A 26,106-nucleotide genomic window follows, 5' to 3' on the forward strand; every position below is an offset into this window, starting at 1 on the left:
TGCCGATCCGGCATGCCCAAGCATTCTCCCGGGAGACAACATGACTGTGCAACCCGACGATGTGCTCGACGCACGTGGTCTTCCCTGTCCGCTGCCCTTGCTCAAGGCCAAGCAGGCCCTGGCCCGGCTGGAGCCGGGAGAGCTGCTGGAAGTGATGGCGACCGATGGGGGGTCCTGGCGGGACTTCGAAACCTTCATCGCGCAGAGTGACCATGAGATGCCGGCCCGCGAAGAGCGAGGCGACGTCTATCACTACTGGATTCGCAAGGCAGGGGAGCATGCCCGATGACCCTGAGGTCACTGCTTCGAGGCTGGATGGAGCGTTATTTCTCCGACGAGGAAGCCGTCATCCTGCTGCTGGTACTGGTCCTGGGCTTTGCCGTGGTGATATGGCTGGGGCAGATGCTGGCCCCCTTCCTGACGGCACTGGTCATTGCCTTTCTGCTTCAGGGGGCCGTCAATGGCCTGACGCGCCGGCGGGTGCCTCATTTGCTGGCGGTGTTGCTGGTGTTTCTCGGCTTTCTCGGCGTGCTGCTGGCGATGGCGCTTATCCTGATGCCGTTGATCTGGAACCAGTTGGTCAACCTGCTGCAGGAAACCCCTCGGATGTTCGCCAGTGGGCAGTCCCTGCTCGATGATCTCCAGGCCCGCTATCCGCAGCTGGTGACGCCGGACCAGATCCAGTCCTGGATCGGCATGGCGGGCCGCGAGATGACCCAGCTTGGCCAGCGTGCGTTGTCGTTGTCGCTGTCGTCGCTCGGTAACGTGCTGTCGCTGATCATCTATCTGGTGCTGGTACCGATCCTGGTGTTTTTCATGCTCAAGGACCGGGATCGCCTGGTGGGCTTCACGGTGTCGCTGTTGCCGCAACGCCGTGAGTTGATGACACGCATCTGGCACGAAATGGATGACCAGATCGCCAACTATGTACGCGGCAAGTTCATCGAGATCATCATCGTCGGCAGTGTGGCCTTCTTCACCTTCATCTGCTTCGGCCTGCCATATTCGGCATTGCTGGCCGTGCTGGTCGGGCTCTCGGTACTGGTGCCCTATATCGGAGCGGCCGTGGCCACGCTGCCGGTGGCGGCGGTGGCGGGCTTTCATTTCGGTATCAGCGAGCAGTTTGCCTATGTGCTGATCGCCTATGGCGTTATCCAGGCGCTGGATGGCAATGTCCTGGTGCCGGTGCTGTTCTCCGAGGCGGTCAACCTGCACCCGGTCTCGATCATCCTGGCGGTCCTGTTCTTCGGCGGTATCTGGGGGTTCTGGGGGATCTTCTTCGCCATTCCGCTGGCGACGTTGCTCAAGGCGCTGGTCTATGCCTGGCCGAGAGGGATTCAGCAACGCCGCGAAGAAGTATCGGCGGAAGCGCCCGTTGAGACCGGTGAAGGCATCGACGGGTAAGGGAAACACTGCTTAAATGCCTGCGCATGCAAATCGCTGCGCTATAGCCGCCATCCTTGGCGGCTACCCTGCGGGCCCGTCTAAAGACGGTTCAAATTCGCTCCCGGCGAATTTGTGCGCGGTGCTCGAAAGCTCGCCTAACCCCTCGTTATGTCTCGCTTTCTGTGCTCCGTGCGCCTTGCGTGACCCACATGGATGTGGGAAATGCGATGGCCCGTCGGGAACGGGCCTAGCCTTCACGATGCTCGGCGATTTATTCAGCGTTCCCTAAGAGCGCCGGGGCCGGACGTCATTCGCCGGCGTGCAGTGCCTGCGCGGCCTCCAGTACCTCGGCGACATGGCCCTTGACCTTGACGCCCCGCCACTCCCGGGCGAGGTTGCCGTCGACATCGATCAGGAAGGTGCTCCGCTCGATCCCCAGGTGCTCCTTGCCGTACAGTTTCTTGAGCTTGATGACATCGAACAACCGGCAGACGGCTTCGTCCTTGTCGGAGATCAACGGGAAGTTGAAGTCCTGCTTGGCCTTGAAGTTTTCCTGGGCGCGAATGCCGTCCCGGGAGATGCCGATGATCACTGTGTTGGCGGCATCGAACGCCGTCTTGTTGTCTCGGAAGTCGCCTCCCTCGGTGGTGCACCCGGGGGTGCTCGCCTTGGGGTAGAAGTAGACGACGACCTGCTTGCCGCGCAGCTCCGACAGGGTCAATTGGGTGTCGCCGGTGGCGGTGGCGGTGAAGTCGGGAACGGGCTGACCAAGGGTGATGCTCATGGCGTCTCCTGGGCTGGTGAGGAAATGGGGACCCTGATTACACGCAACCGCGACCGAACTGTAAAGTCGTCGCTGTACAGGCCTTGACGCCCTGAGTACCATTTGACCCCTGGCGGCGAGACATCGACCGGGCGCGAGCCCGCGGAGGCCGCGTATATCAGGCAGGCCGGGAGGATGAGTAGAGGATGATCACGGGTAGCATCGTCGCGCTGGCGACACCGATGAAAGTCAATGGCGACATCGACTGGGAGGCCCTGCGCCGCCTGGTTCACTTCCATCTCGACAACGGGACCGACGCCATCGTCGCGGCGGGCACCACCGGTGAACCGACGACCATGTCGTTCGCCGAACACTTCGACGTGATTCGCGCCGTGGTGGAGGAGGTCGGTGGCCGTATTCCGGTGATTGCCGGTACCGGCTCCAACAACACCACCGAGGCGGTGGAACTGACCCGTTATGCCAAGGAGGTCGGGGCCGACTATTGCCTCACCGTGGCGCCCTATTACAACAAGCCGACCCAGGAAGGCCTCTATCAGCACTTCAAGGCCATTGCCGAGACCAGCGACCTGCCGGTGATCCTCTACAACGTGCCGGGCCGAACCTGCTCCGATATCTATAACGAGACGGTTCTGCGTCTGGCCGAGGTGGACAACATCGTCGGCCTCAAGGATGCCACCGGCAACCTGGAGCGCGCCGAGGATCTGATCGCCCGTCTCGAAGGCAGTGATTTCATGCTCTATTCCGGTGATGATGGCACGGCCTGTGACTTCATGCTGATGGGGGGCCATGGCGACATTTCGGTGACGGCCAATGTCGCGCCTCGAGCCATGCATGACCTGTGTGCCGCCGCCGTTGCCGGCGAGACCGACAAGGCCCATCAGATCAATACCCGGTTGATGCCGCTGCACACCAACCTGGGGATCGAGGCCAACCCGATTCCGGTCAAGTGGGCCCTGAACCGGATGGGCATGCTGGAGCCGGGCATCCGTCTACCGCTGACCTGGTTATCCGAGAAGTATCACTCTACCGTCAGCGAAGCCCTGCAGCTGGCGGGCCTGATCGAAGACTGAGCGGTGGCCGAGGCCATCTCCAATGACATGATGCAAGGTGGATGCATGAACTCTGCGCTGAAATGGATGCCGCTGCTGGCCGCTTTGGCTCTGGCGGGTTGCGCTCGAGAAGGTTACTACGATAACCGCAGCGTCGATTATGCCAAGGCCGAGGAAGGCGCGCCCCTGGCGCTGCCCGATACGCGCAATACGCGCCGTTACCGCGATGTCATGCCGGTCCCGGATGCCCCCGGGGCTTTTGCCTCCCAGGGCGACGACTTTCGGGCGCCTCCCCCCCGCGCCCTGAATGCCGGCAGCGGTGTGTCGGCCGGTGAGGTGGCTCGCCGTGAGGCCGGTGACCAGCGCTGGTTGGTGGTGGGGGCCACTCCCGGCGTCGTCTGGTCCGAAATCGAGGATTTCGCCACCACTCGTGGGCTGAACGTGATATCTCGGGACGATAGCCGTGGTGTACTGGACACCGACCAGGGGCGTATCAGTGTCGCCCCGGGGTTGCAGCAGGGGGAGAGCGAGATCCGTTGCGAGCAGGCAGGCGCTCCCGTCGACGGCTGCCTGAAGGCGCTTGAGCGTCGCTTCGAGCAACGCAGCAATCTGGCCAGCGCGACCGCATCCGGGCTCTCGGCCCAGGGCCAGATGGGGCAGCAGGATCGCTCGCCGCGACTGGCCCAGCGTGACGGAGAATGGCAACTGATGCTGCCCTACGGCATCGAACGTGCCTGGGCGGAACTCAGCGCTCAACTCGAGGCGGATTTTTCCCTGGAAGGGCGTCGCCAGCTGGTGGAGCGAGACCTTGGCTCGTACTCCTTCCTGGTCGACTATCTGCCCCTCAGCGAGCGTAGTCGGGGGCTCTGGGATTCGCTGACCTCGATGGATTTCGATGAGGAATCGAGCCGGCTGCGTCTGGCCCTGAGCCGCCAGGGGGCGAACCAGACGCTGGTACGCGCCAGCGCCGCTGGCGATGCGCCCCTCGCGTCGAACGACAGGCGTGAACTGCTGGAGCGGGTCGGAGGCTTGCTGCGCTGATGACGGCGCCGCTCGATGACCCGGGCCGGTTGCGCTTCGCGTCCCTGGGCAGCGGCAGCAAGGGCAATGCGACCCTGGTCAGCGATGGTGAGACGCACCTGCTGGTCGATTGCGGTTTTGGCCTCAAGGAGGCCGAGCGCCGACTGGGGCGGCTCGGACTGCACCCACGCCAGCTCGACGCCTTGCTGGTGACCCATGAGCATGGCGATCACCTGCATGGCGTCGGCCCTCTGGCCAGGAAATACGGCATGCCCGTCTATCTGACGCCGGGGACCTGGATGGCGGGCCGCACCGGTCGACTGCCGCATCGCCACTGGATAACGCCCCACTCGCCCTTTCGGATCAGAGGAATCGAGGTCGACCCGGTCACCGTGCCCCATGATGCCCGGGAGCCAGTGCAGTTTCGTCTTTCCGCCTCCGGACGGCGGCTCGGCCTGCTGACCGATCTTGGTCACCCCAGCGCCCATGTGGTCGAGGCTTTCCATGGCTGCGATGCCTTGGTGCTGGAATGCAATCACGATGTGCGGTTATTGGAGACGGGGCCTTATCCGCCGAGCCTGAAGCGCCGGGTCGGTGGCCACTGGGGACACCTCGCCAATGAACAGGCGGCCTGGCTGTTGCAGCGGCTTGGCCTGGACCGCCTGCAGCACATCGTCTGCTCGCATCTGTCCGAGCACAACAACCGCCCCGAGCTGGCCGTGGAAGCGCTGGACCCGCTGCTCGACGGAGAGGCGTCGCGTCTGACGGTGGCCGCTCAGGATCAGGGGCTGGACTGGCGGATGATCCGCTGAACATACAGAGATGCCCGAGGCCACCCGCGCGACCTCGGGCAACGCCAAGGGAAACGCTGAAGAAATAGCCGAGCATAGTGATGGCTAGGCCCGTTCCCGACGGGCCATCGCATTTCCCACATCCATGTGGGTCACGCGAGGCGCACGGAGCACAGAAAGCGAGACATAACGAGGGGTTAGGCGAGCTTTCGAGCACCGCGTAATGAAGCGATTCGCATGCGCAGGCATTTAAACAGTGTTTCCCCAAGGTTATACATCCTATTGCCCTGGAGGCTCCCATGGACAAGCGTCAAGAACTCTATGCCGGCAAGGCCAAGTCGGTGTATGCCACCGATGATCCCGATCGTCTGATCCTGCACTTTCGCGATGACACCAGCGCCTTCGACGGTGAGCGCATGGAGTCGCTGGCGCGCAAGGGCAAGGTCAACAATCGCTTCAATGCCTTCATCATGGAGAAGCTGCAGGAAGCAGGAATTCCCACCCACTATGAGCGGCTGCTTTCCGATACCGAGAGCGTGGTCAAGAAGCTCGACATGCTGCCGGTGGAGTGCGTGGTCCGCAATATCGCCGCCGGCGGCCTGGTCAAGCGCCTGGGCGTGGAAGAGGGCAGCGAGCTGGCGCCCCCCACCTTCGAACTGTTCCTCAAGGATGATGCCCTGCACGACCCGATGATCAACGAGTCGCTGGCGGAGACCTTTGGTTGGGCGACGCCCGAGCAGCTCGCCGAAATGAAGTCCCTGACGTACCGGGTCAATGATGTCCTCAAGCAGCTGTTTGCCGATGGTGGCCTGCTGCTGGTGGATTACAAGCTCGAATTCGGCCTCTTCCAGGGCGGGATCGTGCTGGGCGACGAGTTTTCCCCGGACGGCTGCCGCCTGTGGGACGCCGAGACCCGCGAGAAACTCGACAAGGACCGTTTCCGACAGGGCCTGGGTGGTGTGATCGAGGCTTATGAGGAAGTCGGCAAGCGGATCGGCGTCGACTTCAGCTGAAGACGACCGCCATGCCGAACGAAGGGCCCCGCGGGGCCCTTCGTCGTTGCTGTCCCTTACACCATCACGATCTCGACGACTTCCAGTCGTGTCTCGCCCGAGTCTTCGAGGGCTCGAAAGCGCACGTCCACGTCGCGCAATCGTACGCCGTAGATGCGCTCTTCCGCGCCGCGGCGATAGGCGGGGCGCGGGTCCTGGGCCAGCACCTGATGAATCAGGGCGCGCAATGACTCGGCGTCGGGTCGGGTATCGAGGGCGGCCTGTGCGGCGCGGTTGATGCGTACCGGCAAGCGGGGCGGTGGGGCGGGGGCGAAACCGGTGCGAGCCTCGGGGCGGGATTCCGCCCAGGGCAGGTAGGGCTTGATATCCAGCACCGGGGTGCCGTCGACGAGGTCGACGCCGCGCAGCCGCAGGCGTACGCCTGAGTCATCGGTGTCGATGCCTTCCAGCTCCACCAGCGACTGGCCCAGGCGATTGGGGCGGTGGGTGCTGCGGCTGGCGAAGACGCCGATTCTGGCGTTGCCGCCCAGGCGGGGCGGGCGTACCAGCGGTGTCCAGCGTTCGGGACTGAGGTGGAAGAGAAAGGTGATCCAGAGGTGGCTGAAGGCCTCCAGGCCGCGTACCGCCAAGGGGTCGTCGAAGGGAGCGGTCAGTACCAGGCGGGCTCGGGCGGCGTCGGCGAGCCCGGGCTGGCGCGGCACGCCGAACTTGTCGGGGTAGTCGCTCTCGATGTGGCCGATGGGCGTCAGGGTGACAGGGGGGCAAGGGGGTGCGGGCATTCTCGGTTCCACGGCTTGTCGCGTTCGGGCATTGGCCCGGGGGCCTGGCTTGTGTAGTCTCTGGGCGGTTTCATCATCTCAGGAAGTCACGCATGCGTCATGCCGACATCGAGGGAGCATCGGAGACTCCGTGCCGTGATGCCTCCCAGGAACGGAAAACGCCACGTATTTTTTATCGTCTCGCTCAGGCGAAGGACGGCGCCGACCAGGCCGAGGTCTTCCATCATGCCGTAATGCAGGGGGCCATGGGTTATTACGACCAGCAGGCCCGAGAGGCCTGGGCCGCCGTGTTGCCCAGAGACGGCAGTGCCTGGGTAGCGCGACAGGCGCTCTATACCACCCTGGTGGCGAGCTGTGATGGTCGCTGCGTCGGGTTTCTGGAGCTCGATCTGCGACATGATCGCGTGGAGTCGCTCTACGTATGGCCCTCGCTGGCCCGCCGTGGTATCGGTTCGACCCTGCTGGTGCATGCCGAGCGCCTGCTGGTCGAGCGTGGCGCCGGTCGGGTCGATATCGCCGCCAGCCTGGTGCTGGCCGATGGCCTGGAACACCGTGGCTGGCGGCGCGTACGTGAGGAGTGGGTCGAACGCGGCGGCCAGCGACTGCGCCGTCGGATCCTGGAAAAATCGTTGGTGGCGGTCGAGACCTGACGACGTCAGCCGTTCAGCTCGAGGACACGCATCGACAAATCGATCGCCTTGACGTCCTTGGTCAGAGCGCCGCTGGAGATGCAGTCCACGCCTGTGGCGGCGATGGCCTTGAGCGTGGTCTCGTCGACATTGCCCGAGGCCTCGAGCGTGGCGCGTCCCGCGGTGCGTCGCACGGCCTCGCGCATATCGTCCAGCGAGAAGTTGTCGAGCATGATCACGTCCGCGCCGGCCTCGAGGGCCTGGTCGAGCTCTGCGAAGCTTTCCACTTCGACCTCTACCGGCAGGTCACGGGCGATATCCCTTGCCTCTCTTACGGCCGCCGCGATGCCGCCGCAGGACGCGATGTGATTCTCCTTGATCAGAAAGGCGTCGTAGAGTCCGATACGGTGGTTGTGGCCGCCACCGCAGGACACCGCGTATTTCTGCGCCAGGCGAAGACCGGGGAGTGTCTTGCGGGTGTCCAGCACGCGAACACCCGTTCCATCGAGCAGGTCGACGTAGTGACGGGTGCGGGTGGCCGTGCCGGAGAGCGTCTGCAGCAGGTTCAGTGCCGCGCGCTCGCCGGTCAGGAGACTGCGTGCCGGCCCTTCGAGCTCGAGGAAGACCTGGTCGGCGCTCAGTCGGTCGCCGTCGGCGGCCTGCCAGTGAAGGATGACGCGGGGGTCGAGGCGACGGAAAAGTTCGTCGACCCAGGCCACGCCGCACAACACGGTGTCCTCCCGGGTGATCACCCGGGCGCGGGCCCAGTGTTTCTCGGCAATCAGTTCGGCGGTGATATCGCCGGGGCCGACATCCTCGGCCAGCAGCCGGGCGGCGCTGTCGCGGATCTCTTCGGCGAGGGCATCCTGATAGTGCATGGCGAGGATCGTCTCTGTGCTGGAAAGCGGGAGGCGTTCATTATAGAGGAAAGCGACGCACCGACGTCAGGGGGAAAGCATGCCGATCGACCAGGGGTGGCTGGAGGACGCGCGTCGTGTGACGTCGCCCAATCAGGATGCGCGACCGGAGGGAGAGGTATCCTTGCTGGTCCTGCATTCCATCAGTCTGCCACCGGGCGTTTTCACAGGGGATGCCATCGAGCGCCTGTTCACCAATCGCCTGGATCCTGAGGTGCACCCCTATTTCGCCGGGATTCAGGGGTTGCGAGTGTCGGCTCACTTGTTGATCCGGCGTGATGGCACCTGTGTGCAGTTCGTGCCGTTCACGGCCCGCGCCTGGCACGCTGGACGCTCCTGGTGGCGCGATGGCAAACGCTGGCGCCGGGCGCTGAACGACTTTTCGGTGGGCATAGAGCTGGAAGGGGATGAGGTGACGCCCTATACCGAAGCGCAATACCGTTCCCTGGTGCATGCCACCCAGCGCCTGCTGGTGTACTACCCGGCCATCACGCCTGATCGCATCACCAGTCATGCCCGTGTTGCGCCATTACGCAAGAGCGACCCAGGGCCAGCCTTCGATTGGGCCTATTTCCGCCAAATGTTGGGAAAAGGGACGCGATAGTACGTAAAAAAACATTCATTTCGTCTGCCTGGGCCCTTCGAGTCCGGCTCCAGCTAGTTGTTCTACTAACGCGCCATGACTGGTGAGATCCTCTATGGAGCCGCGGCTATGCCACGAGTTATGGGCGTCACCATGGTTTTGAAAAAAATTTCCATGTCTGTTTCAATTGGCAGCAGTGAGTGTTTACGGTATCGTCAGCGCACCCACCGACATTGGTCGCGTTGTCTTGTAAAACGACTACAAATCTGGCAGATGGCGTGGAGCCGCCTCCATGCCCTCCCACAGAAGAGCGCCACACGCCCCTCGCTGCGGGGCTGTCGCCCCACCGTCATTCGGAGAGACGTCTATGAGTCTTGAGACACGAGAAGATCTCGATCCGGTCGAAACCCAGGAGTGGTTGGATTCCCTGGAGTCGGTTCTGGATCGCGAGGGTGAGGACCGGGCCCGGTACCTCATGACCCGGCTGGCTGATCGCTATCGCCGTGATGGTATGCAAGTGCCCTTCTCGGTGACGACGCCGCATCGCAACACCATTCCGGTGCATCGTGAGGCGCCGATGCCGGGCGATCTGTTCATGGAGCGTCGCATCCGTTCGCTGGTCCGCTGGAACATGGCTGCCATGGTGACCCGGGCCAACAAGGCCAACAAGGGAATCGGCGGTCACCTGGCCAGCTTCATGTCCAGCGCGACCCTCTACGACGTGGGCTTCAACCATTTCTTCCGCGCCGCCAACGGCGATTTCAAGGGCGACCTGGTGTTCATCCAGGGGCATAGTTCCCCCGGTGTCTATGCCCGTGCCTTCCTCGAGGGCCGGCTCACCGAGGACCAGATGGACAAGTTCCGCCAGGAGGTGGATGGAGATGGCCTGTCGTCCTATCCGCACCCCTGGCTGATGCCCGACTTCTGGCAACTGCCCACGGTTTCCATGGGGCTGGGGCCGATCATGGCCATTTACCAGGCCCACGTCATGAAGTATCTCGACCAGCGTGGTCTGCAGCCGATGCAGGACCGCAAGGTCTGGGCCTTCCTCGGGGATGGCGAGTGCGACGAGCCGGAGACGCTGGGGGCCATTCATCTGGCCAGCCGCGAGAAGCTCGACAACCTGAACTTCGTCATCAATTGCAACCTGCAGCGTCTGGATGGTCCGGTGCGTGGCAATTCGCGCATCATGGACGAGCTCGAGGGTGTGTTCCGCGGTGCCGGCTGGAACGTCATCAAGGTGGTCTGGGGCCGACTGTGGGACCCGCTCTTCGAGAAGGACAAGAAGGGTATCCTGCAGAAGCGCATGGACGAGGCGGTCGACGGCGAATACCAGAACTACAAGGCCAACGGCGGCGCCTATACCCGGGAGCACTTCTTCGGCAAGTATCCCGAGACCGCCGAACTGGTCAAGGACATGTCCGACGAGGACATCTGGAAGCTCAACCGTGGCGGTCATGACCCGTTCAAGATCTACGCCGCCTATCATGAAGCCTTCCACAACGCCAACGGTCGTCCCACCGTGATCCTGGCGCACACCGTCAAGGGTTATGGTCTGGGTGCCGCCGGCGGCGAAGCCGACAACGAGGCCCACCAGGTCAAGTCCATCGACGATCCTGAAGTCCTCAAGAACTTCCGTGATCGTTTCGGCATCCCGGTCTCCGACGAGCAGATCGAAAACGAGATGCCTTACTACAAGCCGGACGACGACAGCCCGGAGATGAAGTACATGCATCTCCAGCGCGAGCGTCTGGGCGGCTACCTGCCCGCACGCAATCCGGACTTCGAGGCGCTCGAGATTCCGTCCCTGGAGGACAAGACCTTTGCCTCGCAGCTGAGTGGCTCCAAGGGTCGTGAAGTCTCCACGACCATGGCCTTCGTGCGGATCCTCAATGGCCTGGTCAAGGACAAGAAGATCGGCAAGCGGGTCGTGCCGATCGTGCCCGATGAGGCACGCACCTTCGGCATGGAAGGCATGTTCCGCCAGCTTGGCATCTATACCTCCGAGGGGCAGAAGTACGAGCCCATGGACAAGGGCCAGTTGATGTTCTATCGCGAGGACCAGGCGGGTCAGGTCCTCGAGGAAGGCATCACTGAGGCCGGTGCCATGTCGTCCTGGATTGCTGCCGCGACCTCTTACAGCAACCATGGCCTGCCGCTGCTGCCGTTCTACATCTACTACTCGATGTTCGGCTTCCAGCGCATCGGCGACCTGGCCTGGGCCGCCGGCGACATGCAGGCACGAGGCTTCCTGATCGGCGGTACCGCCGGGCGCACGACCCTGAATGGCGAGGGGCTTCAGCACCAGGATGGCCACAGCCACCTGCAGGCCTCGATGATCCCGAACTGCCGCAGCTACGATCCCACCTATGCCCATGAGGTGGCGGTCATCGTCCAGGATGGCCTGAAGCGGATGTACGCCGACAAGGAAAACTGCTTCTACTACCTGACGGTGATGAACGAGAACTACGAGCAGCCGGCCCTGGAGGAGGTGCCTTCCGAAAGCATCATCAAGGGCATGTACCTGCTGCGCGAGACGCAGGGCGACAAGGCCCGCGTCCAGTTGATGGGCTCCGGTACCATCCTGCTCGAGGTCGAGGCCGCTGCCGAGCTGCTCGCCGAGGAGTGGGGCGTGGGCGCCGATATCTGGAGTGTCACCAGCTTCAACGAGCTGCGTCGCGAGGCTCTGGAAATCGATCGTCAGGCCTTCCTCAAGCCGACCGAAGAGCCGGGCAAGCCGCACGTCACCGCTTGCCTGGAGGGTCGGCAGGGGCCGGCCATCGCCTCTACCGACTACATGAAGTTGTTCGCCGACCAGGTCCGCGCCTGGGTACCGACCGACTATCATGTACTGGGCACCGATGGTTATGGCCGTTCCGATACCCGCGAGAAGCTGCGTCACTTCTTCGAGGTCAATCGCTACTTCGTCACCGTGGCCGCCCTCAAGGCGCTGGCCGATCGTGGCGAGATCGATCGCAAGGTCGTGGCCGAGGCCATCGAGAAGTACGGCATCGACCCCAACAAGCCCAATCCGCTTGAGGTGTGAGTCGTCGACCGATCCGGTGGCATGGCGGGCCGTCAGGGCCCGCCCCCGTCAAGAGTTTGAAGGAGCGCGACCTTGAGTAGCGAAATCATCAAAGTGCCCGATATCGGTGGCGACACCGATGTCGAAATCATCGAGATCGCGGTGTCGGAAGGCGATGTCATCGAGCCCGAGGACACCCTGATCACACTGGAATCCGACAAGGCCAGCATGGACGTGCCGTCGCCTCAGGGCGGCAAGGTGCTGAAGGTGCTGGTCAAGGAGGGCGATACCGTCTCCGAGGGGGACGGCATCGTCGAAATCGAGGCCGAAGGCGGCGGTGACGCCGGCGATGGCGAAGAAGCCTCCGAGGCGGCGTCGAGCCCCGCGCCGGACGACGCGTCGGCCGACGCGGCACCGGCCGAGCCAGCCGCCGCGTCCGGTGGCGGTAGCCGCACCGTGGATATCAAGGTGCCCGACCTCGGTGGTGCGTCCGATGTCGAGATCATCGAGGTGGCGGCCAGCGAGGGCGATACACTCGATGCCGAGGATACCCTGATTACCCTGGAGTCCGACAAGGCTTCCATGGATGTGCCGAGCCCTCACGCCGGCAAGCTGGTCAGCCTGACGGTCAAGGAAGGCGATACCGTCTCCGAAGGCGACGTGATCGGCAGCATGGAAATCGCCGGCGAGTCGGGCGGGAGCGAGGCGAGCGAGTCTGCCCCGGCCGCCGAGTCACCGAGCGAGCCGGAAGCCGATGCCGCGCCCGAGACCTCCGACGAGTCCGCCGGCGGCGAGCCCGAGCGCAAGGAAGTCCGTGTGCCGGATCTCGGTGGTGCCAGCGACGTGCCGATCATCGAACTGGCGGTCGCCGAGGGCGATGAGGTCGAGGCAGAGGATCCTCTGATCACGCTGGAATCCGACAAGGCCTCCATGGACGTGCCGAGCCCCCACAAGGGCAAGCTGGTCGAGCTGAAGGTCAAGGAGGGCGATAGCGTCTCCGAAGGCGATGTGATCGCCATCATCGAGACCGCCGGCGCCAAGCCCGCACCGAAGAAGGCTGAGCAGAAGCCGACCGAGGCGCCGAGTGCCAAGCGTGAATCGAGCGATGACAAGCCTGCCGCGCCGGTTGGCCGGCCGAGCCCCGAGGCGGAGATGGCGGCTCACAAGCCCCGCGACGGCAAGCTGGTGCATGCCGGTCCGGCGGTCCGCATGCTGGCTCGCGAACTGGGTGTCGATCTGGGGCTTGTCAAGCCCAGCGGTCCCAAGGACCGGGTGCTCAAGGAAGACGTGCACGCCTACGTCAAGCAGGTGATGGCCGGTCAGGCCAAGGCGCCCGCCGGGGCTGCCGCCGAGGGTGGCTCAGGCATCCCGCCGATCCCCGACGTCGACTTCAGCCAGTTCGGCGAGGTCGAGGAGCAGCCGATGGGTCGCCTGATGAAGATGGGCGCGACCAACCTGCATCGCAGTTGGGTCAACCTGCCCCATGTGACCCAGTTCGACGAGGCCGACATCACCGAGCTGGAGGCCTTCCGCAAGTCCATGAAGGCCGAGGCGGAGGCCCAGGGAGCCAAGCTCACGCCGCTGCCGTTCCTGGTCAAGGCTTGTGCCTTCGCGCTCAGGAAGTTCCCGCAGTTCAACGTCAGCCTGAAGAGCGACGGCGAGACGGTGGTGCACAAGAAGTATGTGCATATCGGCATCGCCGTGGATACGCCGGACGGACTGATGGTGCCGGTGATCCGTGACGCCGATCAGAAGTCGCTGATCGATCTGGCCAAGGAGTCCGTCGAGCTGGCCGGCAAGGCGCAGTCGAAGAAGCTCAAGCGTGAGGAGATGACCGGTGGCTGCTTCACCATCTCTAGCCTGGGCTCCATCGGCGGCACGGCTTTCACGCCCATCGTCAATGCCCCGGAAGTCGCCATCCTCGGCGTCTCCAAGTCCCAGACCAAGCCGGTATGGGATGGTCAGGCCTTCCAGCCACGGCTGATGATGCCGCTGTCACTTTCCTATGACCACCGTGCGGTCAATGGTGCGGATGCGGCGCGCTTCACCGCCTTCCTGGGACAGGTGCTGACGGATATCCGTCGCTTGCTGCTCTGAGAAGCGTCGATGCCATGACCATGACGACGGCGCCGAGAGGCGCCGTCGTTGTCTGTGGGTGTCATGGCCTCCGCGGGCTTCTGCCTGCGGCGGGAAGACGAAAGTGCTAGTGACCCTAACGTTTTGGTATATAGGCTTTTTTTTAACCTCATGGGGGCTCGGCGTTTTGCGCCGCTTGTCTGGCGAGAATGGCACGGGTATGGTTCGCTTCTCCCTTTTTCAATCTACGACACTTCCCGTTTTCAAGGAGCAAGTCACATGCGTTTGATCCTGTTGGGCGCTCCCGGCGCCGGCAAGGGCACCCAGGCCCAGTTCATCTGCGAACGCTTCGGCATTCCGCAGATTTCCACCGGCGATATGCTGCGTGCCGCCGTCAAGGAAGGCAGCGAACTGGGACTCCAGGTCAAGGAAATCATGGAGACCGGCGGTCTGGTGTCCGATGACCTGATCATCTCCCTGGTCAAGGAACGCATCACGCAGCCCGATTGTGTCAATGGCTTCCTGTTCGACGGCTTCCCGCGCACCATTCCGCAGGCGGATGCCATGAAGGATGCCGGTGTGAAGATCGATCATGTCCTCGAGATCGCCGTGCCCGACGAGGAAATCGTCAATCGTCTGGCGGGTCGTCGTGTCCACCCCGCTTCCGGCCGGGTCTATCATGTCGACCTGAATCCGCCTCGCGAAGCGGGCAAGGATGACGTCACCGGCGAGGCACTGATTCAGCGTGATGACGACAGCGAAGCCACGGTACGTAACCGCCTGTCCGTCTACCACGACCAGACGGCCCCCCTGGTCGAGTACTATCAGGATTGGGCCAACCAGGAACCCGACGTGGCGCCTCGCTATCATCGCGTCGAGGGCGTGGGTAGCGTCGACGACATCACGGCCCAGGTGATCGAGGCGCTCGATAGCTGAGAAAAGGCGGATTTGCTACTGCGCTCGGCTCTGTGCTCCGGCGGTGACCAACCTCTCGTCGCTCGTGACGCAAATCCACGCTTTTCTTCGTCCTGGTAACGGCCCGCATTGTGCGGGCCGTTGTCGTATAATGCCCCGACATTTTCCATCATCGCGTATCTCTCATGCCGATCCTGCTGGCCCTGGATGCCTCCTCGAGCGCCTGTTCCGCCGCCCTGCTGCGCCGCCAAGACGACCGTCCGGACGAGTTGATCTCCCGTTTCGAGCTTGCCCCAAGGGCGCATACCCGCCGCCTCCTGCCGATGGTCGACGAGGTGCTCGAAGAGGCCGGCGTGACGCCTGCCGACCTCGATGCCGTCGCCTATGGTCGAGGCCCCGGCTCCTTCACCGGACTGCGCATCGCGGCGGGGGCCGCCCAGGGGCTGGCCTTCGGCCTGGATCGTCCCCTGATTGGCATCTCGACGCTTCAGGCCCTGGCCCTGGGGGCTCATCGACGCCATCACTATCGCTATCTGGTCACGGCGTTGGATGCGCGCATGGGCGAGGTCTATGCCGCTTGCTGGCGCTGCCACCAGGGCCGGGTGGAGGCGCTGGACCAGGAGGCGGTGCTGCCGCCGGAACGGCTATGGCTGCCCGAAGGGCATGATGATCATGATTGGGTCGGCGTCGGCTCCGGCTGGACGTTGCAGCCGTCCATGCCTGCCGGGACGCAGGCGGCCATGAGCCTGTGCCTGCCGGACCTGGATGTCGCCGCCGAGGACCTGGTGCTGTTGGCCGCCGAGGCCTTTGTTGCCGGCGAGGGCCGGCCGGCCCATGAGGTACAGCCGGTCTATCTGCGTGATCAGGTCGCCTGGCGCAAGTCGCGATGAACGCTGGTAGCCGTGTCGCGGTCGAGGGCGCTGCAGACCTGGCGGAGCGCTGGGAGCTGCCCCTGTGCGTCGATGCACCGGAGGCCCCGTTGATGTTGCGCCGTGAGGGCGAGCGGCTGGTGTTGGCCGGTGACCCGGGCGATTACGGGAATCCTCTGGCGGTGGATTTCGTGGCCGGACGGGTCGCCCATCGCCGCCGCTTCGGCGGTGGACGAGGCCAGTTGATCGCTCGGGCCTGTGGCCTCGGCAAAGGGGTGACGCCCTCGGTGGTGGATGCTACTGCGGGGCTGGGGCGTGACGCCTTCGTGCTGGCATCACTCGGGGCCGAGGTATTGCTGGTCGAGCGCGTGGCGGCCATCGCCGCCTTGCTGGAGGATGGCCTGGTCCGTGCCGCCGCCGATCCCGATACTGCCGAGATCGCATCACGCATGCGGCTCGTGCATGGCGATGCCGGTCTTGACCTGGCTCGCCGGGTACAGGAGGGGGGTATCGATCCTCAGGTCATCCATCTGGACCCCATGTTTCCCCATCGCGCCAAGTCGGCATTGGTCAAGAAGGAAATGCGGCTGTTCCGCGAACTGGCCGGCGACGATGCCGATGCTCCGCGGCTGCTGGAAGCGGCGCTGGACGTGGCCACGCATCGCGTGGTCGTCAAGCGACCGCGCAAGGCGCCGCCCATCGAGGGACCGGCGCCACGGCACACCCTCGACGGCAAGACCAGCCGCTATGACCTGTATGTCCATCGCTCGCTGACGGCGTCATGATAGCCGTGACTCACGCCTCGGCATGTCGAGCGATTCGCTGCAGGCGATGACGCAGCGCCGGGTCGAACAGTGTCTGTCCGTGCAGCGCGCCCTCGCGCAACCTTGAGCCATAGTACAGTCGTCCTTCGCGGGTGCGTAGCCAGCCTTCGGCCTCGAGGCTGTGCACCAGACCCGCGAACAGCCGCGCGTCGAAGAATTCCGGGGAGTCGCGTCCGGTCAGGCGCGCCAGGCGTTCAGCCAGCTGCCGGGTACGGTCGGTCAGGGCGTCACGGGTGAAATGCCCCGGAGCCTCACCGAGCAGTACCGAGAGCAGCAGGTAACCGCGTTCCAGCGGGGGCTGCATCAGCCTGCCCAGCATGCGCAACTGTTCTCCGCCGGTCAGCGAAGGGGTGCGTCGCCATGTCTCGGCGTCGCGCTCCAGTAGCCCCTGCGTAGCGAGGGATTCGAGCGTGCCGGCCAGCGCCTCGCGCAACGAGGCCGCGGGCGCGATGGCGAACTCCCGAACCAGTACTGGCCAGCTTGGTGCCAACAGGTGTTCCAGGCCGTCCAGGGTGTGGCTGGCCTGGTGGCGGAAGGCAAAGGCGGCAAGGCCGGTGAGTGCGTAGAGGTGCAGGACGTTGTTGCGATACCAGCCCAGCAGCGTGGCCCGTGCGGGATCGGCGGTGACCAGGTCACCCAATGCATGAGGGTGATACTCGAGCATGCCCAGCGAGCATGCCTGGTCGATCCAGTCGCCGGGCTCGCCGGGCGGTAGAGCGATGGCGCTTCCACGGCCCAGCGCGGCCAGCAGCGTCAGGTGGCGTTCCAGCAGTGTCGCTTCGATGGCATGGTGGGGCGTGGCCAGGATGCCGAGGGCGACCAGGTTGACCGGATTGAGCGAAGCGGCGGCATTGATGCGACGCGTCAGCGTTTCTCCGAGCTCGGTGACCGCGGCGCGTCGCCAGTCGGTGGGCGCATCCTCGGTGGGCTCGTCGCGCCAGTCTGGCCTGGCGTGGTCGAGAAAGTCGGCCAGCGACAGCGGATCGCCGATGTTCACCGCGACGCGGCCATGGGGCTCACGCAGTCGCCGCACGATTCGCAGCAGGGCCAGCGGCGACTCCTTGCGCTTGCGTCCACCGGCGAGCTCGCGCTGATAACTGGCTTCCTCGAGGATACGCTCATAGCCGATGTAGACCGGCACGAAGACCAGCGATGGCGTGCCCTCCTGCTGGCTGCGCAGGAAGGAGTCCAGGGTCATGGACAGCATGCCGGGGCGGGGCGGCAGCATCCTGCCGCTGCGCGACCGGCCGCCCTCGATGAAGTATTCCAGTGGATGCCCGCGGTTGAGCAGCCGATGCAGGTATTCCTTGAAGACCGCCGAATACAGAGGCTGGCCCCGGAAGCTGCGGCGCATGAAGAAGGCGCCGCCGCGACGCAGCAAGGGACCGATCAGGGGCATGTCGAGATTGCGACCGGCGGCGATGTGCGGAGGCATCAGCCCCTGGGTGTAGAGCACATAGGAAAGCAGCAGATAATCGATGTGGCTGCGATGACAGGGTACGTAGACCAGGGTGTGCTCGCCGGCCAGTTCCTTGATGCTTTCCAGTCCTCGCGCATCGACGCCATCGTAGAGCCGGTTCCACAATCGGCGCAGCAGGCCATCGAGGAAGCGCAGCACCGGGTAGCTCATGCTGGAGGCGATCTCCCGGCCATAGCGTCGTGCGCGTCTCGTCAGACGCGAGCGCTGGCGGGACGACTGACCGGCCTGGTCGTCGATGGCGCGACGCACCGGCTCGCTGTGTGCCACGCCCTCGATCAGGGTTCGTCGGTGGGACAGGTCCGGCCCCAGTACCCGAGAGCGCATGCGCCGAAAATGCACGCGCAGCAGGCGGGCGGCCTTGCGGTCGGTGCGTGCCGGTTCGCGCCCATCGTCGAGCTCGGCGAGGCGCAGGGGAGCACCGAAATGGATCTCAAGGTCGCGGCCGTTGACCATGACCGCCAGCAGGCGTCTCAACCGACCGGTGAGGCGCCAGCTGTCGGCCGCGAGCAGTTGCCAGAGGCCGAAGCGCTTGCCCGGGGCGCGCCCCCAGAAGATGCTGACGGGGACCAGCTGAATGTCGTGGCCCGTGTCGCGATGCGCCTCGATGACAGCTTGAAAGGGCGAACGCGAGCTCCGGCGACGTTGCCACAGGCGTCGCCGCGTGCTGGGCAGCGAGAGCTGGGCGGGCAGGGTGTGTGCACCGAGTTGCCTTGGCGTGGTGGCGTCGGGCAGGTCCTGTTGGCGGGTCAGAACCTCGAGCAGCAATCCGTCGGAGAGAGACGAACGCGGCAAGACATACAGGGTCGTCAAGTCGGGATCGAGACCGAGGGACGCCGGGGCGGGTTCGAGCAGGCGCACCTGGGTCCAGGCGTCGATCAATCGGCGCAAAGGCGCCCGGAGTGGGGTGACGGGAGCGGCGTTGGCCATTCGGTCGCCCTTGAGGAGGATGAACGGGCAGTATAACGGCGCCCTGCGGTGGGGTCAGGTTTTCCCGGGACCGTGAAGATGCCTCAATAGGGTCAGGCGTATGGAGGAGGAAGCAGGAAATGTCGGGACCCTGGCGGGACGCCAATCACTTCCAGTTGTTGCCCGAGGCGTCGCGCTTTCTGCCGGCCATGTTCGAGGCCGTCGGCGCGGCTCGGGAGTCGTTGCTGATCGAACTGTACCTGATGGAATCGGGGCGTCTGGCTACGATGGTGATCGAGGCGCTGCTGGATGCGGTGTCGCGCGGGGTATCCGTGCGGCTGATGCTCGACGGTTATGGGGCCATGGGCCTGTCGATGGCAGACCGTCGTCGCCTGGAAGCGGGCGGTGTGGCCCTGCGCTGGTTCAATCCGCTGGGATGGCATTCTCTGGCGCGCAACCTGACCCGTGACCATCGCAAGCTGGTGGTCGTGGACGGTCGGATGGCCTTTACCGGCGGTTTCGGTGCGGTCGATGACTTTCTCGAGGCCTGGTATGAGGTGGCGGTACGCATCGAGGGGCCGGTGGTCGACGACTGGGTGCACCTGTTCATGTCGCTCTGGGATTCGCCGATGACGCGAGGGGACGGTGTCGCGCGGTCGCGAGGTGGAGTTCCCGGCCCGTCGGCAACATCGGCGGCGGCCAACATGCGGGGACGTGTTGTCTGGGGGCGGGGGTATCGCTACCAGGCCATTCGCCTGTCTCTGCAACGTCGTGTGGATGGTTCGCGGCGGCGTATCTGGATGTGCACCCCTTACTTCGTTCCGACCCTTGGCCTGCGGCGACGACTCGTGCGTGCCGCACGACGCGGGGGTGACGTGCGTCTGCTGCTACCCGGCGGTGCCCATGATCATCCCGGTGTGCGTTATGCCGGCCAGCGTTTCTATGGCCGCCTGTTGAGGGCCGGCGTACGTATTTTCGAGTTCCAGCCGTCCTTCATTCATGCCAAGTTCTCGCTGGTCGACGACTGGGTGAGCCTTGGCTCCTGCAATTTCGACCACTGGAGCCTGCAGTGGAACCTCGAGGCCAACCAGGAAGTGGACGACGCGGATTTCGCCGCCGACGTGGCCGCCCTGTTCGAACGCAACTTCGCCGCCAGCCGGGAAGTCCTGCGCGACGACTGGGCACGCCGGCCGCGCGGTCAGCGCTTCAAGGAATGGCTGTTCGGGCTGCTGGACGGGATGTTGACGAGGCTGCGCTAGCCACGAGCCACGAGACACGAGACACGAGATACGAGATACGAGATACGAGCCGCGAGATACGGAGTCTGAAACTTGCAGCTCGAAGCTCGAAGCTCGGAATCTGGAGCCGTTAGCGTTTGCGCGTCTTCTTGCCTCGTCCGGGCGGTCCCTTGCGGCGTGGTTTGGGCTTGGGGGCTTCCGGTGGGACGCGATAGTGCAGGTAGAGATCGAGTACCAGTTCCGGGAGCTGTGCCACCAGTCGTTCCAGTCGCTGGCCGTCGGTGGCCAGTTCGGCCATGTCGGGCTCGTCGGCGAACAGTCCCGAGAGCAGCATGAAAGGTAGCAGCAGGGTGGCGGCGGCTTCCTCGTCATCGGCGAACCAGGCCGGTTCGTCGAGGAAGACGCCTTCCATGAAGCCTGCGCACCAGTCGCCGATCGGCGTTTCTTCCGGTGCCAGTCCCCCCAGTTCCAGGTCGAACGGCAGCTCGGGCAGGCCGCCGCCTTCCAGGACCTGAATGGCGTTGTGGCGCAGTTGTTCGAGCAGTGCCAGCGTCGCTTCCTGCTCGGCATCGTCCGTGAAGGTCGGTTCGCCGTGGAAGAGTTCCGGTACCCAGGTGGTGGCGGGCACATCGCTCGGTGCCACGGCCAGGGCAACGAGGAAGCCGTGGGTACCGATCAGGTCCAGGGCATCGGCGTCGACCCTTTCCGATTCGAGGAAGTCGTCGAGCTGGTCGAGGGCCTCGTCATCGAGGAGCGGCAGGGGCTGGGGGGTGTCGTCTGACATGTCTCTCACTCGCAGGTGTCGTCTCGCGCGGGGCTTTACGCCATCGGAACGGGACGCCATTCTAGCACCCCATGATCCATCCCGTGTTGCCCGACCCCGATACCGAATGGCTCGATGCGCTCGATCGTGCCACCAGCCAGCGAGCATTGTGCGAGCGGGTCGAGGCCGCCTGGCGGCTGTGTCGTGAGGTGCATGACACCCTACCGCGCCCGGCCGTCTGGCTGGACCTGCGAGGCAAGGGTGCCGGGCAGGCGCATTTCGGTCGGGGCGGTCTGAGGTTCAATCCGGTGCTCTTCGACGAGAACCGTCGTGCCTTTCTCGTCGAGGTCGTCCCCCACGAGGTGGCCCACTGGCTGGTGCATCACCTGGCGGATGGCCATCGGGCACGCCCGCATGGCCACGAATGGCGGACGGTGATGCGCGAACTGTTCGGGCTGCCGCCGCATGCCACGCATCGTTTCGATACCGGCCGCTCGAGTCCCGAGCCCTATCGCTATCGCTGTGGCTGTCGAGAGCATGGTTTCTCGGCGCGTCGTCATGGCCTGGCTCGGCAGGGGCGTCAGTATCATTGTCGGAGCTGTGGTCAGCCGTTGGTCTATATGAGGTTTTCGGCGGTTGAAGATTCGATTTAACTCACTGTTATAAAAAAGAAAATCGTTCATACCAATGTCTAAGGGGAAGCCGAGCCGACAGGGGGTTATGCTGGGTTCGTCTTACATGGCGCCGGTCGACGCTGCGTCGCGCCCGATCGGCTTCATTCACCTGAAGGGATCATCCCGAGGACAGAGGCATTTCGATGAGCGATCAGCAGCATATCCATCCGGTACGCGATGACATCGCCGCCAAGGCCTGGGCCGACAAGGACACTTACCAGGCCATGTATCAGCGCTCCCTGGATGACCCGGAAGGCTTCTGGGACGAGCAGGCCCGACGCCTGGAGTGGTTCAAGGCGCCGAGCATCATCAAGAACACCTCCTTTGCTTCGAACAATGTCGATATCCGCTGGTTTGAGGACGGCAAGCTGAATGCCAGTGTCAACTGCCTGGATCGCCATCTGGCCAGCCGTGGTGACCAGCCCGCGATCATCTGGGAGGGCGATGACCCCGCCAACTCCAAGACGCTGACCTACCGCGAGGTTCACGAACGTACTTGTCAGCTGGCCAATGCCCTCAAGGCACTGGGCGTCGGCAAGGGGGACACCGTCACGCTCTACATGCCGATGGTGCCCGAGGCAGCCATGGCCATGCTTGCCTGCGCGCGCATCGGCGCCGTGCACTCGGTGGTGTTCGGCGGCTTCTCGCCGGATGCCCTGGCCCAGCGCGTCAAGGATGCCGCCTCCAAGGTGGTGATCACCGCCGATGAATCGGTGCGTGGCGGCAAGCAGGTACCGCTCAAGGACAACGTCGATGCGGCCCTGACCCGTGAGGGAACGGAAGTTGCCGAGAAGGTCCTGGTCTTCCAGCGTACCGGTGGACAGATCGACTGGAAGGAGGGGCGTGACGTCTGGTTCCACGATCTGGTCGACAAGCAGTCCACCGACTGCCCGGCCGAGGAGGTCGGCGCCGAGGATCCCCTGTTCATTCTCTACACGTCAGGCTCGACCGGCGCGCCCAAGGGGCTCAAGCACACCACCGGTGGCTACCTGCTGCAGGCCGCCCTGACCCATCAGTACGTCTTCGACTATCAGGATGGCGAGGTCTACTGGTGCACTGCCGATGTAGGCTGGGTGACCGGCCATAGCTACATCGTCTATGGCCCGCTGGCCAATGGGGCGACGACCCTGATGTTCGAGGGGGTGCCGAGCTATCCGACCAACGGTCGCATGGGCGAGATCGTCGACAAGCACCAGGTCAGCATTCTGTACACCGCGCCCACGGCAGTGCGTGCCCTGATGGCGCATGGCGATCATGTCATGGATTCCAGCAAACGCGACAGCCTGCGTCTGCTGGGGTCGGTGGGCGAGCCGATCAACCCCGAAGCCTGGGAATGGTTCTACCGGGTGATCGGCAAGGAGCGCTGCCCGATCGTCGATACTTGGTGGCAGACCGAGACCGGCGGCATCATGATCGCGCCACTGCCCGGCGCCATCGACCTCAAGCCTGGCTCGGCGACGCTGCCGTTCTTCGGCGTGCAGCCGGCGCTGGTCGACAACGAAGGCCATCGCCTCGAGGGCGCCTCCGACGGTAACCTGGTGGTGCTCGACTCCTGGCCGGGGCAGGCGCGTTCGATCTGGAACAATCACGAACGCTTCGTCCAGACCTACTTCTCCACTTATGAAGGCATGTATTTCACCGGTGACGGTTGCCGTCGCGACGAGGATGGCTACTACTGGATCACCGGCCGGGTCGATGACGTGCTCAACGTCTCCGGTCACCGCATGGGCACCGCCGAGATCGAATCCTCGCTGGTGGCCCACGAGGCCGTGGCCGAAGCCGCCGTGGTCGGCTTCCCCCATGACATCAAGGGGCAGGGGATCTACATCTACGTGACCCTGGATGATCAGCACGAGCCCAGCGATGCGCTCAAGAAGGAGTTGACCCAGTGGGTGCGCAAGGATATCGGGCCGATCGCCTCGCCGGATATCATCCAGTGGGCGCCCAGCCTGCCCAAGACCCGCTCCGGCAAGATCATGCGCCGCATCCTGCGCAAGATCGCCGCCAACGAGTGCGATGGCCTGGGCGATACCAGCACCCTGGCGGATCCGTCGGTGGTCGAGGAGTTGATCGAGCATCGGGCCAATCGCTGATCGTCGCGTCAGCGCGTGCCCGTGGGACGGTGGGCGGCTCGGTCGCCTGCCGTCCTGTACTGAGCCGGCCATGGGCCGGCTTTTTCATGACGTTGGCGGAAAGTGTCGACAATTCAGATGGATCGCTTGGGCATTGCCTCGGCCATGGGGTAACATGCGGTAAAATACAAGCGTCCAGCAGGCGGCGGGCCCGCCCGTTGCACCCGGAACCGGAGGAGAACCATGGCTTTTGCCCAGAAATTCATCGTCGCCGATGACCATCCGTTGTTCCGCGCGGCTCTCACCCAGGCGTTGCGCCAGTTGGCGCCCCAGGCCGAGATCGTCGAGGCCGATACCATGGAAGCCACCACCGAGGTGGTGACCCGCCATCCGGATGCCGACCTGATCCTGCTGGATCTGCACATGCCGGGCGCCCATGGTTTCTCGGGGCTGATCCAGTTGCGCGGACAGACACCGGATATCCCGGTAGCGGTGGTGTCCGGGAGCGACGAGCTTCATGTGGTGCGTCGTGCCATCGATTACGGAGCCTCCGGCTTCATTCCCAAGTCCGCGTCGCTGGCGCTGATCGCCGAAGCGGTGGGCGAGATCCTCGATGGCGAGGTGTGGTTGCCGGAAGAAATGGCCGAAGCCCTCGGCGAGGCCGACGAGGAGGACACGCGCTTCGCCGAGGCCATCGCCTCGCTGACGCCGCAGCAGTTTCGCGTGCTGAACATGCTCACCGAAGGCCTGCTCAACAAGCAGATCGCCTTCGAGCTCAATGTCTCCGAGGCCACCATCAAGGCCCATGTCACGGCCATTCTGCGCAAGCTCGGTGTCCATTCCCGTACCCAGGCGGTGATCGCCGCCCAGAAACTCGAGGTTGAGCCACCGAAGGTGGAAGAGTCCTGAGCGTCGGCCAAGCCGACGTTCAGGGGCCGTAAGCTTTAAGCCGTAAGCTTTACGCGATCAGTTCCCCCGGCCCCTGGCCGGGTTTCAACGTCTGGGCGAGCAGCGAGCGACGAGATACGAGCAGAACATCGCTCGACCCGTCGCCTTGTTCCCCTGGAGCGGCCTTGGCACGCTATGCTCGTTTCTCGTTTCTCGTTTCTCGTTTCTCGTTTCTCGTTTCTCGTTTCTCGTTTCTCGTGCAGGCTGCGCGTCAGCAGGGTGCGCCGTGCGGCGAGCCCCGGCGTCTCAACAGCGTCCCGCTGACGAGTACCAGCGCGATGGCTTCCAGCGGAGCCGGTGAGGCAGGCGTGAGTAGCAGCACGATCGCCAGGCAGGGAAGCCACCAGCGCGCCATTCCCTGCAGGCGGTACCTGTCTCGCACGATCCAGAGGGTTGCCGCAAGGCATGCCAGCGCAAGGCTCAGGACGTCGTTGCCGAGAGGCGTTTCCCCGGGGCCTTCGATCATCAGGCGCATGCTGGCACCGGCCGCGGCGATGGTGCTGAAGATGAAGAAGTGCCCATATCCCCAGAGCAGTGCGCGGCCGTAGCCACTGCTGTCGAGCTGGGGGTCGTCGGTGAAATAGAGGCCCCATATCGAGAAGGCGATAACGGCGAGAAGAAAGGCGTGCCAGAGTCTGCCGGCGTCGAGCAGGGAGGGGTCAGGCGCCAGTTGGATCGTCAGCACGATCGACGCGAAGCACTGTCCCAGCACGATCAGGGTCAAGCGTCCGTAGCGCGAGACGATATGCCCGCGATGCCACGTTGTGGCGGCGTGGCGTTCGGCCAGCGCCGGAACGGACAGTTCGCCGGCGGCTCCCGCCAGGAAGAGCGGCAGGAAGAGGGGGGACGAGGGCATGACCGCCGTCATGGCCACGAGCCAGTAACCCTGCATCAGGGTGATGCCCATGGCATAGCGCCGGGCAGTCGCTCGTCGTTCTGGATCGCCTCGACTGGCCCCGACCCAGAACAGGACCATTGCCAGGCGCATGATGGAGAATCCCGCCAGGACCAGCAGGATCGGCGTTCGGTCGAAGACCGCATCGATGCCGGCTGCCAGCATCAGGGCGCCGAACATGATCACCATGGTCAACAACCGGAAGGCTGGGGAATGGTCATCATAGGCCGAGGCGAACCAGGTGTAGTTCATCCAGGCCCACCAGATCATGAAGAAGCTGCACAGATAATCGACCAGTCCCGCCACCGTGCGTCCGGCTTCGATACTTTCGACAAGTCCCTGTGCGGCCACCCCGATCGCGACCACGCTGGCCAGGTCGAACAAGAGCTCCAGGGGCGTGGCGCTTCTGTTGGGGGCATCCGGGTCACGCGGGGTAAAACGCAGGTCGAGCATGGCTGGTGAACTCTCGT

23 protein-coding genes are annotated in these 26,106 nt (G+C 64.3%); 17 read left to right on the forward strand and 6 right to left on the reverse strand.

Going from position 1 to position 26,106, the window contains the following annotated elements; all coding sequences use genetic code 11:
* Window positions 1-40 precede the first annotated feature (40 nt).
* Together RSO41_RS09630 and RSO41_RS09635 are read left to right on the forward strand one after the other, a co-directional pair.
* Window positions 41-289, forward strand: coding sequence for a sulfurtransferase TusA family protein (locus RSO41_RS09630; RefSeq protein ID WP_315618883.1), 249 nt, complete (start codon window positions 41-43; stop codon window positions 287-289).
* Window positions 286-1,404 (forward strand): AI-2E family transporter, encoded by a 1,119-nt coding sequence (locus RSO41_RS09635; RefSeq protein ID WP_315618884.1) that lies wholly within the window; start codon window positions 286-288, stop codon window positions 1,402-1,404. Before RSO41_RS09630 ends, RSO41_RS09635 begins: the two co-directional genes overlap by 4 nt.
* Before the next feature lie 289 nt (window positions 1,405-1,693).
* Here the strand turns inward: RSO41_RS09635 and RSO41_RS09640 are convergent, their stop codons facing one another.
* Complete coding sequence (locus tag RSO41_RS09640) at window positions 1,694-2,170, reverse strand: peroxiredoxin (protein WP_315618885.1); 477 nt, start codon at window positions 2,168-2,170, stop codon at window positions 1,694-1,696.
* Between the two features lie 185 nt (window positions 2,171-2,355).
* On the opposite strand from RSO41_RS09640, the gene dapA reads away from it, so the two are divergent.
* The 4 genes from dapA to purC all read left to right on the forward strand — a co-directional run bounded on the left by dapA (window position 2,356) and on the right by purC (window position 6,043).
* A complete protein-coding gene (gene dapA / locus RSO41_RS09645) occupies window positions 2,356-3,240 on the forward strand; it encodes a 4-hydroxy-tetrahydrodipicolinate synthase (RefSeq protein WP_315618886.1) in 885 nt (294 codons plus the stop codon).
* Window positions 3,241-3,285: 45 nt separating this feature from the next.
* Window positions 3,286-4,260 (forward strand): lipoprotein-34, encoded by a 975-nt coding sequence (locus RSO41_RS09650; RefSeq protein ID WP_315618887.1) that lies wholly within the window; start codon window positions 3,286-3,288, stop codon window positions 4,258-4,260.
* Window positions 4,260-5,051, forward strand: coding sequence for an MBL fold metallo-hydrolase (locus tag RSO41_RS09655; protein WP_315618888.1), 792 nt, complete (start codon window positions 4,260-4,262; stop codon window positions 5,049-5,051). Before RSO41_RS09650 ends, RSO41_RS09655 begins: the two co-directional genes overlap by 1 nt.
* 278 nt (window positions 5,052-5,329) lie before the next feature.
* On the forward strand, window positions 5,330-6,043 hold the full coding sequence (purC, locus tag RSO41_RS09660) for a phosphoribosylaminoimidazolesuccinocarboxamide synthase (protein ID WP_315618889.1): 714 nt from the start codon (window positions 5,330-5,332) through the stop codon (window positions 6,041-6,043).
* A 56-nt stretch (window positions 6,044-6,099) separates the two neighbouring features.
* Here purC and tsaA read toward each other — a convergent pair whose 3' ends face one another.
* The gene (tsaA, locus tag RSO41_RS09665; RefSeq protein WP_315618891.1) at window positions 6,100-6,822 is read right to left on the reverse strand and encodes a tRNA (N6-threonylcarbamoyladenosine(37)-N6)-methyltransferase TrmO; all 723 of its coding nucleotides are present in this window, start codon (window positions 6,820-6,822) and stop codon (window positions 6,100-6,102) included.
* 92 nt (window positions 6,823-6,914) lie between these two features.
* Between tsaA and RSO41_RS09670 the strand changes: the two genes are divergently transcribed.
* The gene (locus tag RSO41_RS09670; RefSeq protein WP_315618892.1) at window positions 6,915-7,472 is read left to right on the forward strand and encodes a GNAT family N-acetyltransferase; all 558 of its coding nucleotides are present in this window, start codon (window positions 6,915-6,917) and stop codon (window positions 7,470-7,472) included.
* Between the two features lie 5 nt (window positions 7,473-7,477).
* Here RSO41_RS09670 and nadC read toward each other — a convergent pair whose 3' ends face one another.
* Window positions 7,478-8,329: a carboxylating nicotinate-nucleotide diphosphorylase gene (nadC, locus tag RSO41_RS09675; protein ID WP_315618893.1), complete on the reverse strand. Its 852-nt coding sequence runs from the start codon at window positions 8,327-8,329 to the stop codon at window positions 7,478-7,480.
* Between the two features lie 79 nt (window positions 8,330-8,408).
* Here nadC and ampD point away from each other — a divergent pair, with 79 nt between their 5' ends.
* The 6 genes from ampD (at window position 8,409) to RSO41_RS09705 (ending at window position 16,621) form a co-directional block, all read left to right on the forward strand.
* Window positions 8,409-8,972 carry a 1,6-anhydro-N-acetylmuramyl-L-alanine amidase AmpD gene (gene ampD, locus RSO41_RS09680; protein WP_315618894.1) on the forward strand — a complete coding sequence of 188 codons (564 nt, stop codon included), beginning with the start codon at window positions 8,409-8,411 and terminating at the stop codon, window positions 8,970-8,972.
* A gap of 346 nt (window positions 8,973-9,318) precedes the next feature.
* Complete coding sequence (gene aceE / locus RSO41_RS09685; RefSeq protein ID WP_315618895.1) at window positions 9,319-11,997, forward strand: pyruvate dehydrogenase (acetyl-transferring), homodimeric type; 2,679 nt, start codon at window positions 9,319-9,321, stop codon at window positions 11,995-11,997.
* Window positions 11,998-12,069: 72 nt separating this feature from the next.
* The gene (gene aceF, locus RSO41_RS09690; protein ID WP_315618896.1) at window positions 12,070-14,073 is read left to right on the forward strand and encodes a pyruvate dehydrogenase complex dihydrolipoyllysine-residue acetyltransferase; all 2,004 of its coding nucleotides are present in this window, start codon (window positions 12,070-12,072) and stop codon (window positions 14,071-14,073) included.
* 258 nt (window positions 14,074-14,331) lie between these two features.
* Window positions 14,332-14,988, forward strand: coding sequence for an adenylate kinase (gene adk, locus RSO41_RS09695; RefSeq protein WP_315618897.1), 657 nt, complete (start codon window positions 14,332-14,334; stop codon window positions 14,986-14,988).
* Between the two features lie 164 nt (window positions 14,989-15,152).
* A complete protein-coding gene (tsaB, locus tag RSO41_RS09700) occupies window positions 15,153-15,857 on the forward strand; it encodes a tRNA (adenosine(37)-N6)-threonylcarbamoyltransferase complex dimerization subunit type 1 TsaB (RefSeq protein ID WP_315618899.1) in 705 nt (234 codons plus the stop codon).
* A complete protein-coding gene (locus RSO41_RS09705) occupies window positions 15,854-16,621 on the forward strand; it encodes a class I SAM-dependent methyltransferase (RefSeq protein WP_315618900.1) in 768 nt (255 codons plus the stop codon). Before tsaB ends, RSO41_RS09705 begins: the two co-directional genes overlap by 4 nt.
* Before the next feature lie 10 nt (window positions 16,622-16,631).
* Here the strand turns inward: RSO41_RS09705 and plsB are convergent, their stop codons facing one another.
* Window positions 16,632-19,067: a glycerol-3-phosphate 1-O-acyltransferase PlsB gene (plsB, locus tag RSO41_RS09710; protein ID WP_315618901.1), complete on the reverse strand. Its 2,436-nt coding sequence runs from the start codon at window positions 19,065-19,067 to the stop codon at window positions 16,632-16,634.
* 119 nt (window positions 19,068-19,186) lie between these two features.
* On the opposite strand from plsB, the gene RSO41_RS09715 reads away from it, so the two are divergent.
* A complete protein-coding gene (locus tag RSO41_RS09715) occupies window positions 19,187-20,305 on the forward strand; it encodes a phosphatidylserine/phosphatidylglycerophosphate/cardiolipin synthase family protein (protein ID WP_315618902.1) in 1,119 nt (372 codons plus the stop codon).
* A gap of 109 nt (window positions 20,306-20,414) precedes the next feature.
* Here RSO41_RS09715 and RSO41_RS09720 read toward each other — a convergent pair whose 3' ends face one another.
* Window positions 20,415-21,068: a YecA family protein gene (locus tag RSO41_RS09720; protein ID WP_315618903.1), complete on the reverse strand. Its 654-nt coding sequence runs from the start codon at window positions 21,066-21,068 to the stop codon at window positions 20,415-20,417.
* 71 nt (window positions 21,069-21,139) lie between these two features.
* Between RSO41_RS09720 and RSO41_RS09725 the strand changes: the two genes are divergently transcribed.
* From RSO41_RS09725 to RSO41_RS09735, 3 genes are all read left to right on the forward strand, one after another.
* Window positions 21,140-21,700, forward strand: coding sequence for a SprT-like domain-containing protein (locus RSO41_RS09725; protein ID WP_315618904.1), 561 nt, complete (start codon window positions 21,140-21,142; stop codon window positions 21,698-21,700).
* 164 nt (window positions 21,701-21,864) lie between these two features.
* Window positions 21,865-23,814 (forward strand): acetate--CoA ligase, encoded by a 1,950-nt coding sequence (acs, locus tag RSO41_RS09730; RefSeq protein WP_315618905.1) that lies wholly within the window; start codon window positions 21,865-21,867, stop codon window positions 23,812-23,814.
* Window positions 23,815-24,036: 222 nt separating this feature from the next.
* Window positions 24,037-24,702 carry a response regulator gene (locus RSO41_RS09735; protein ID WP_013333318.1) on the forward strand — a complete coding sequence of 222 codons (666 nt, stop codon included), beginning with the start codon at window positions 24,037-24,039 and terminating at the stop codon, window positions 24,700-24,702.
* Between the two features lie 250 nt (window positions 24,703-24,952).
* Here RSO41_RS09735 and RSO41_RS09740 read toward each other — a convergent pair whose 3' ends face one another.
* A complete protein-coding gene (locus RSO41_RS09740) occupies window positions 24,953-26,089 on the reverse strand; it encodes a low temperature requirement protein A (protein ID WP_315618906.1) in 1,137 nt (378 codons plus the stop codon).
* Window positions 26,090-26,106: the final 17 nt, after the last annotated feature.

Source organism: Halomonas sp. I1, from assembly GCF_032334135.1.
Lineage (GTDB): Bacteria > Pseudomonadota > Gammaproteobacteria > Pseudomonadales > Halomonadaceae > Halomonas.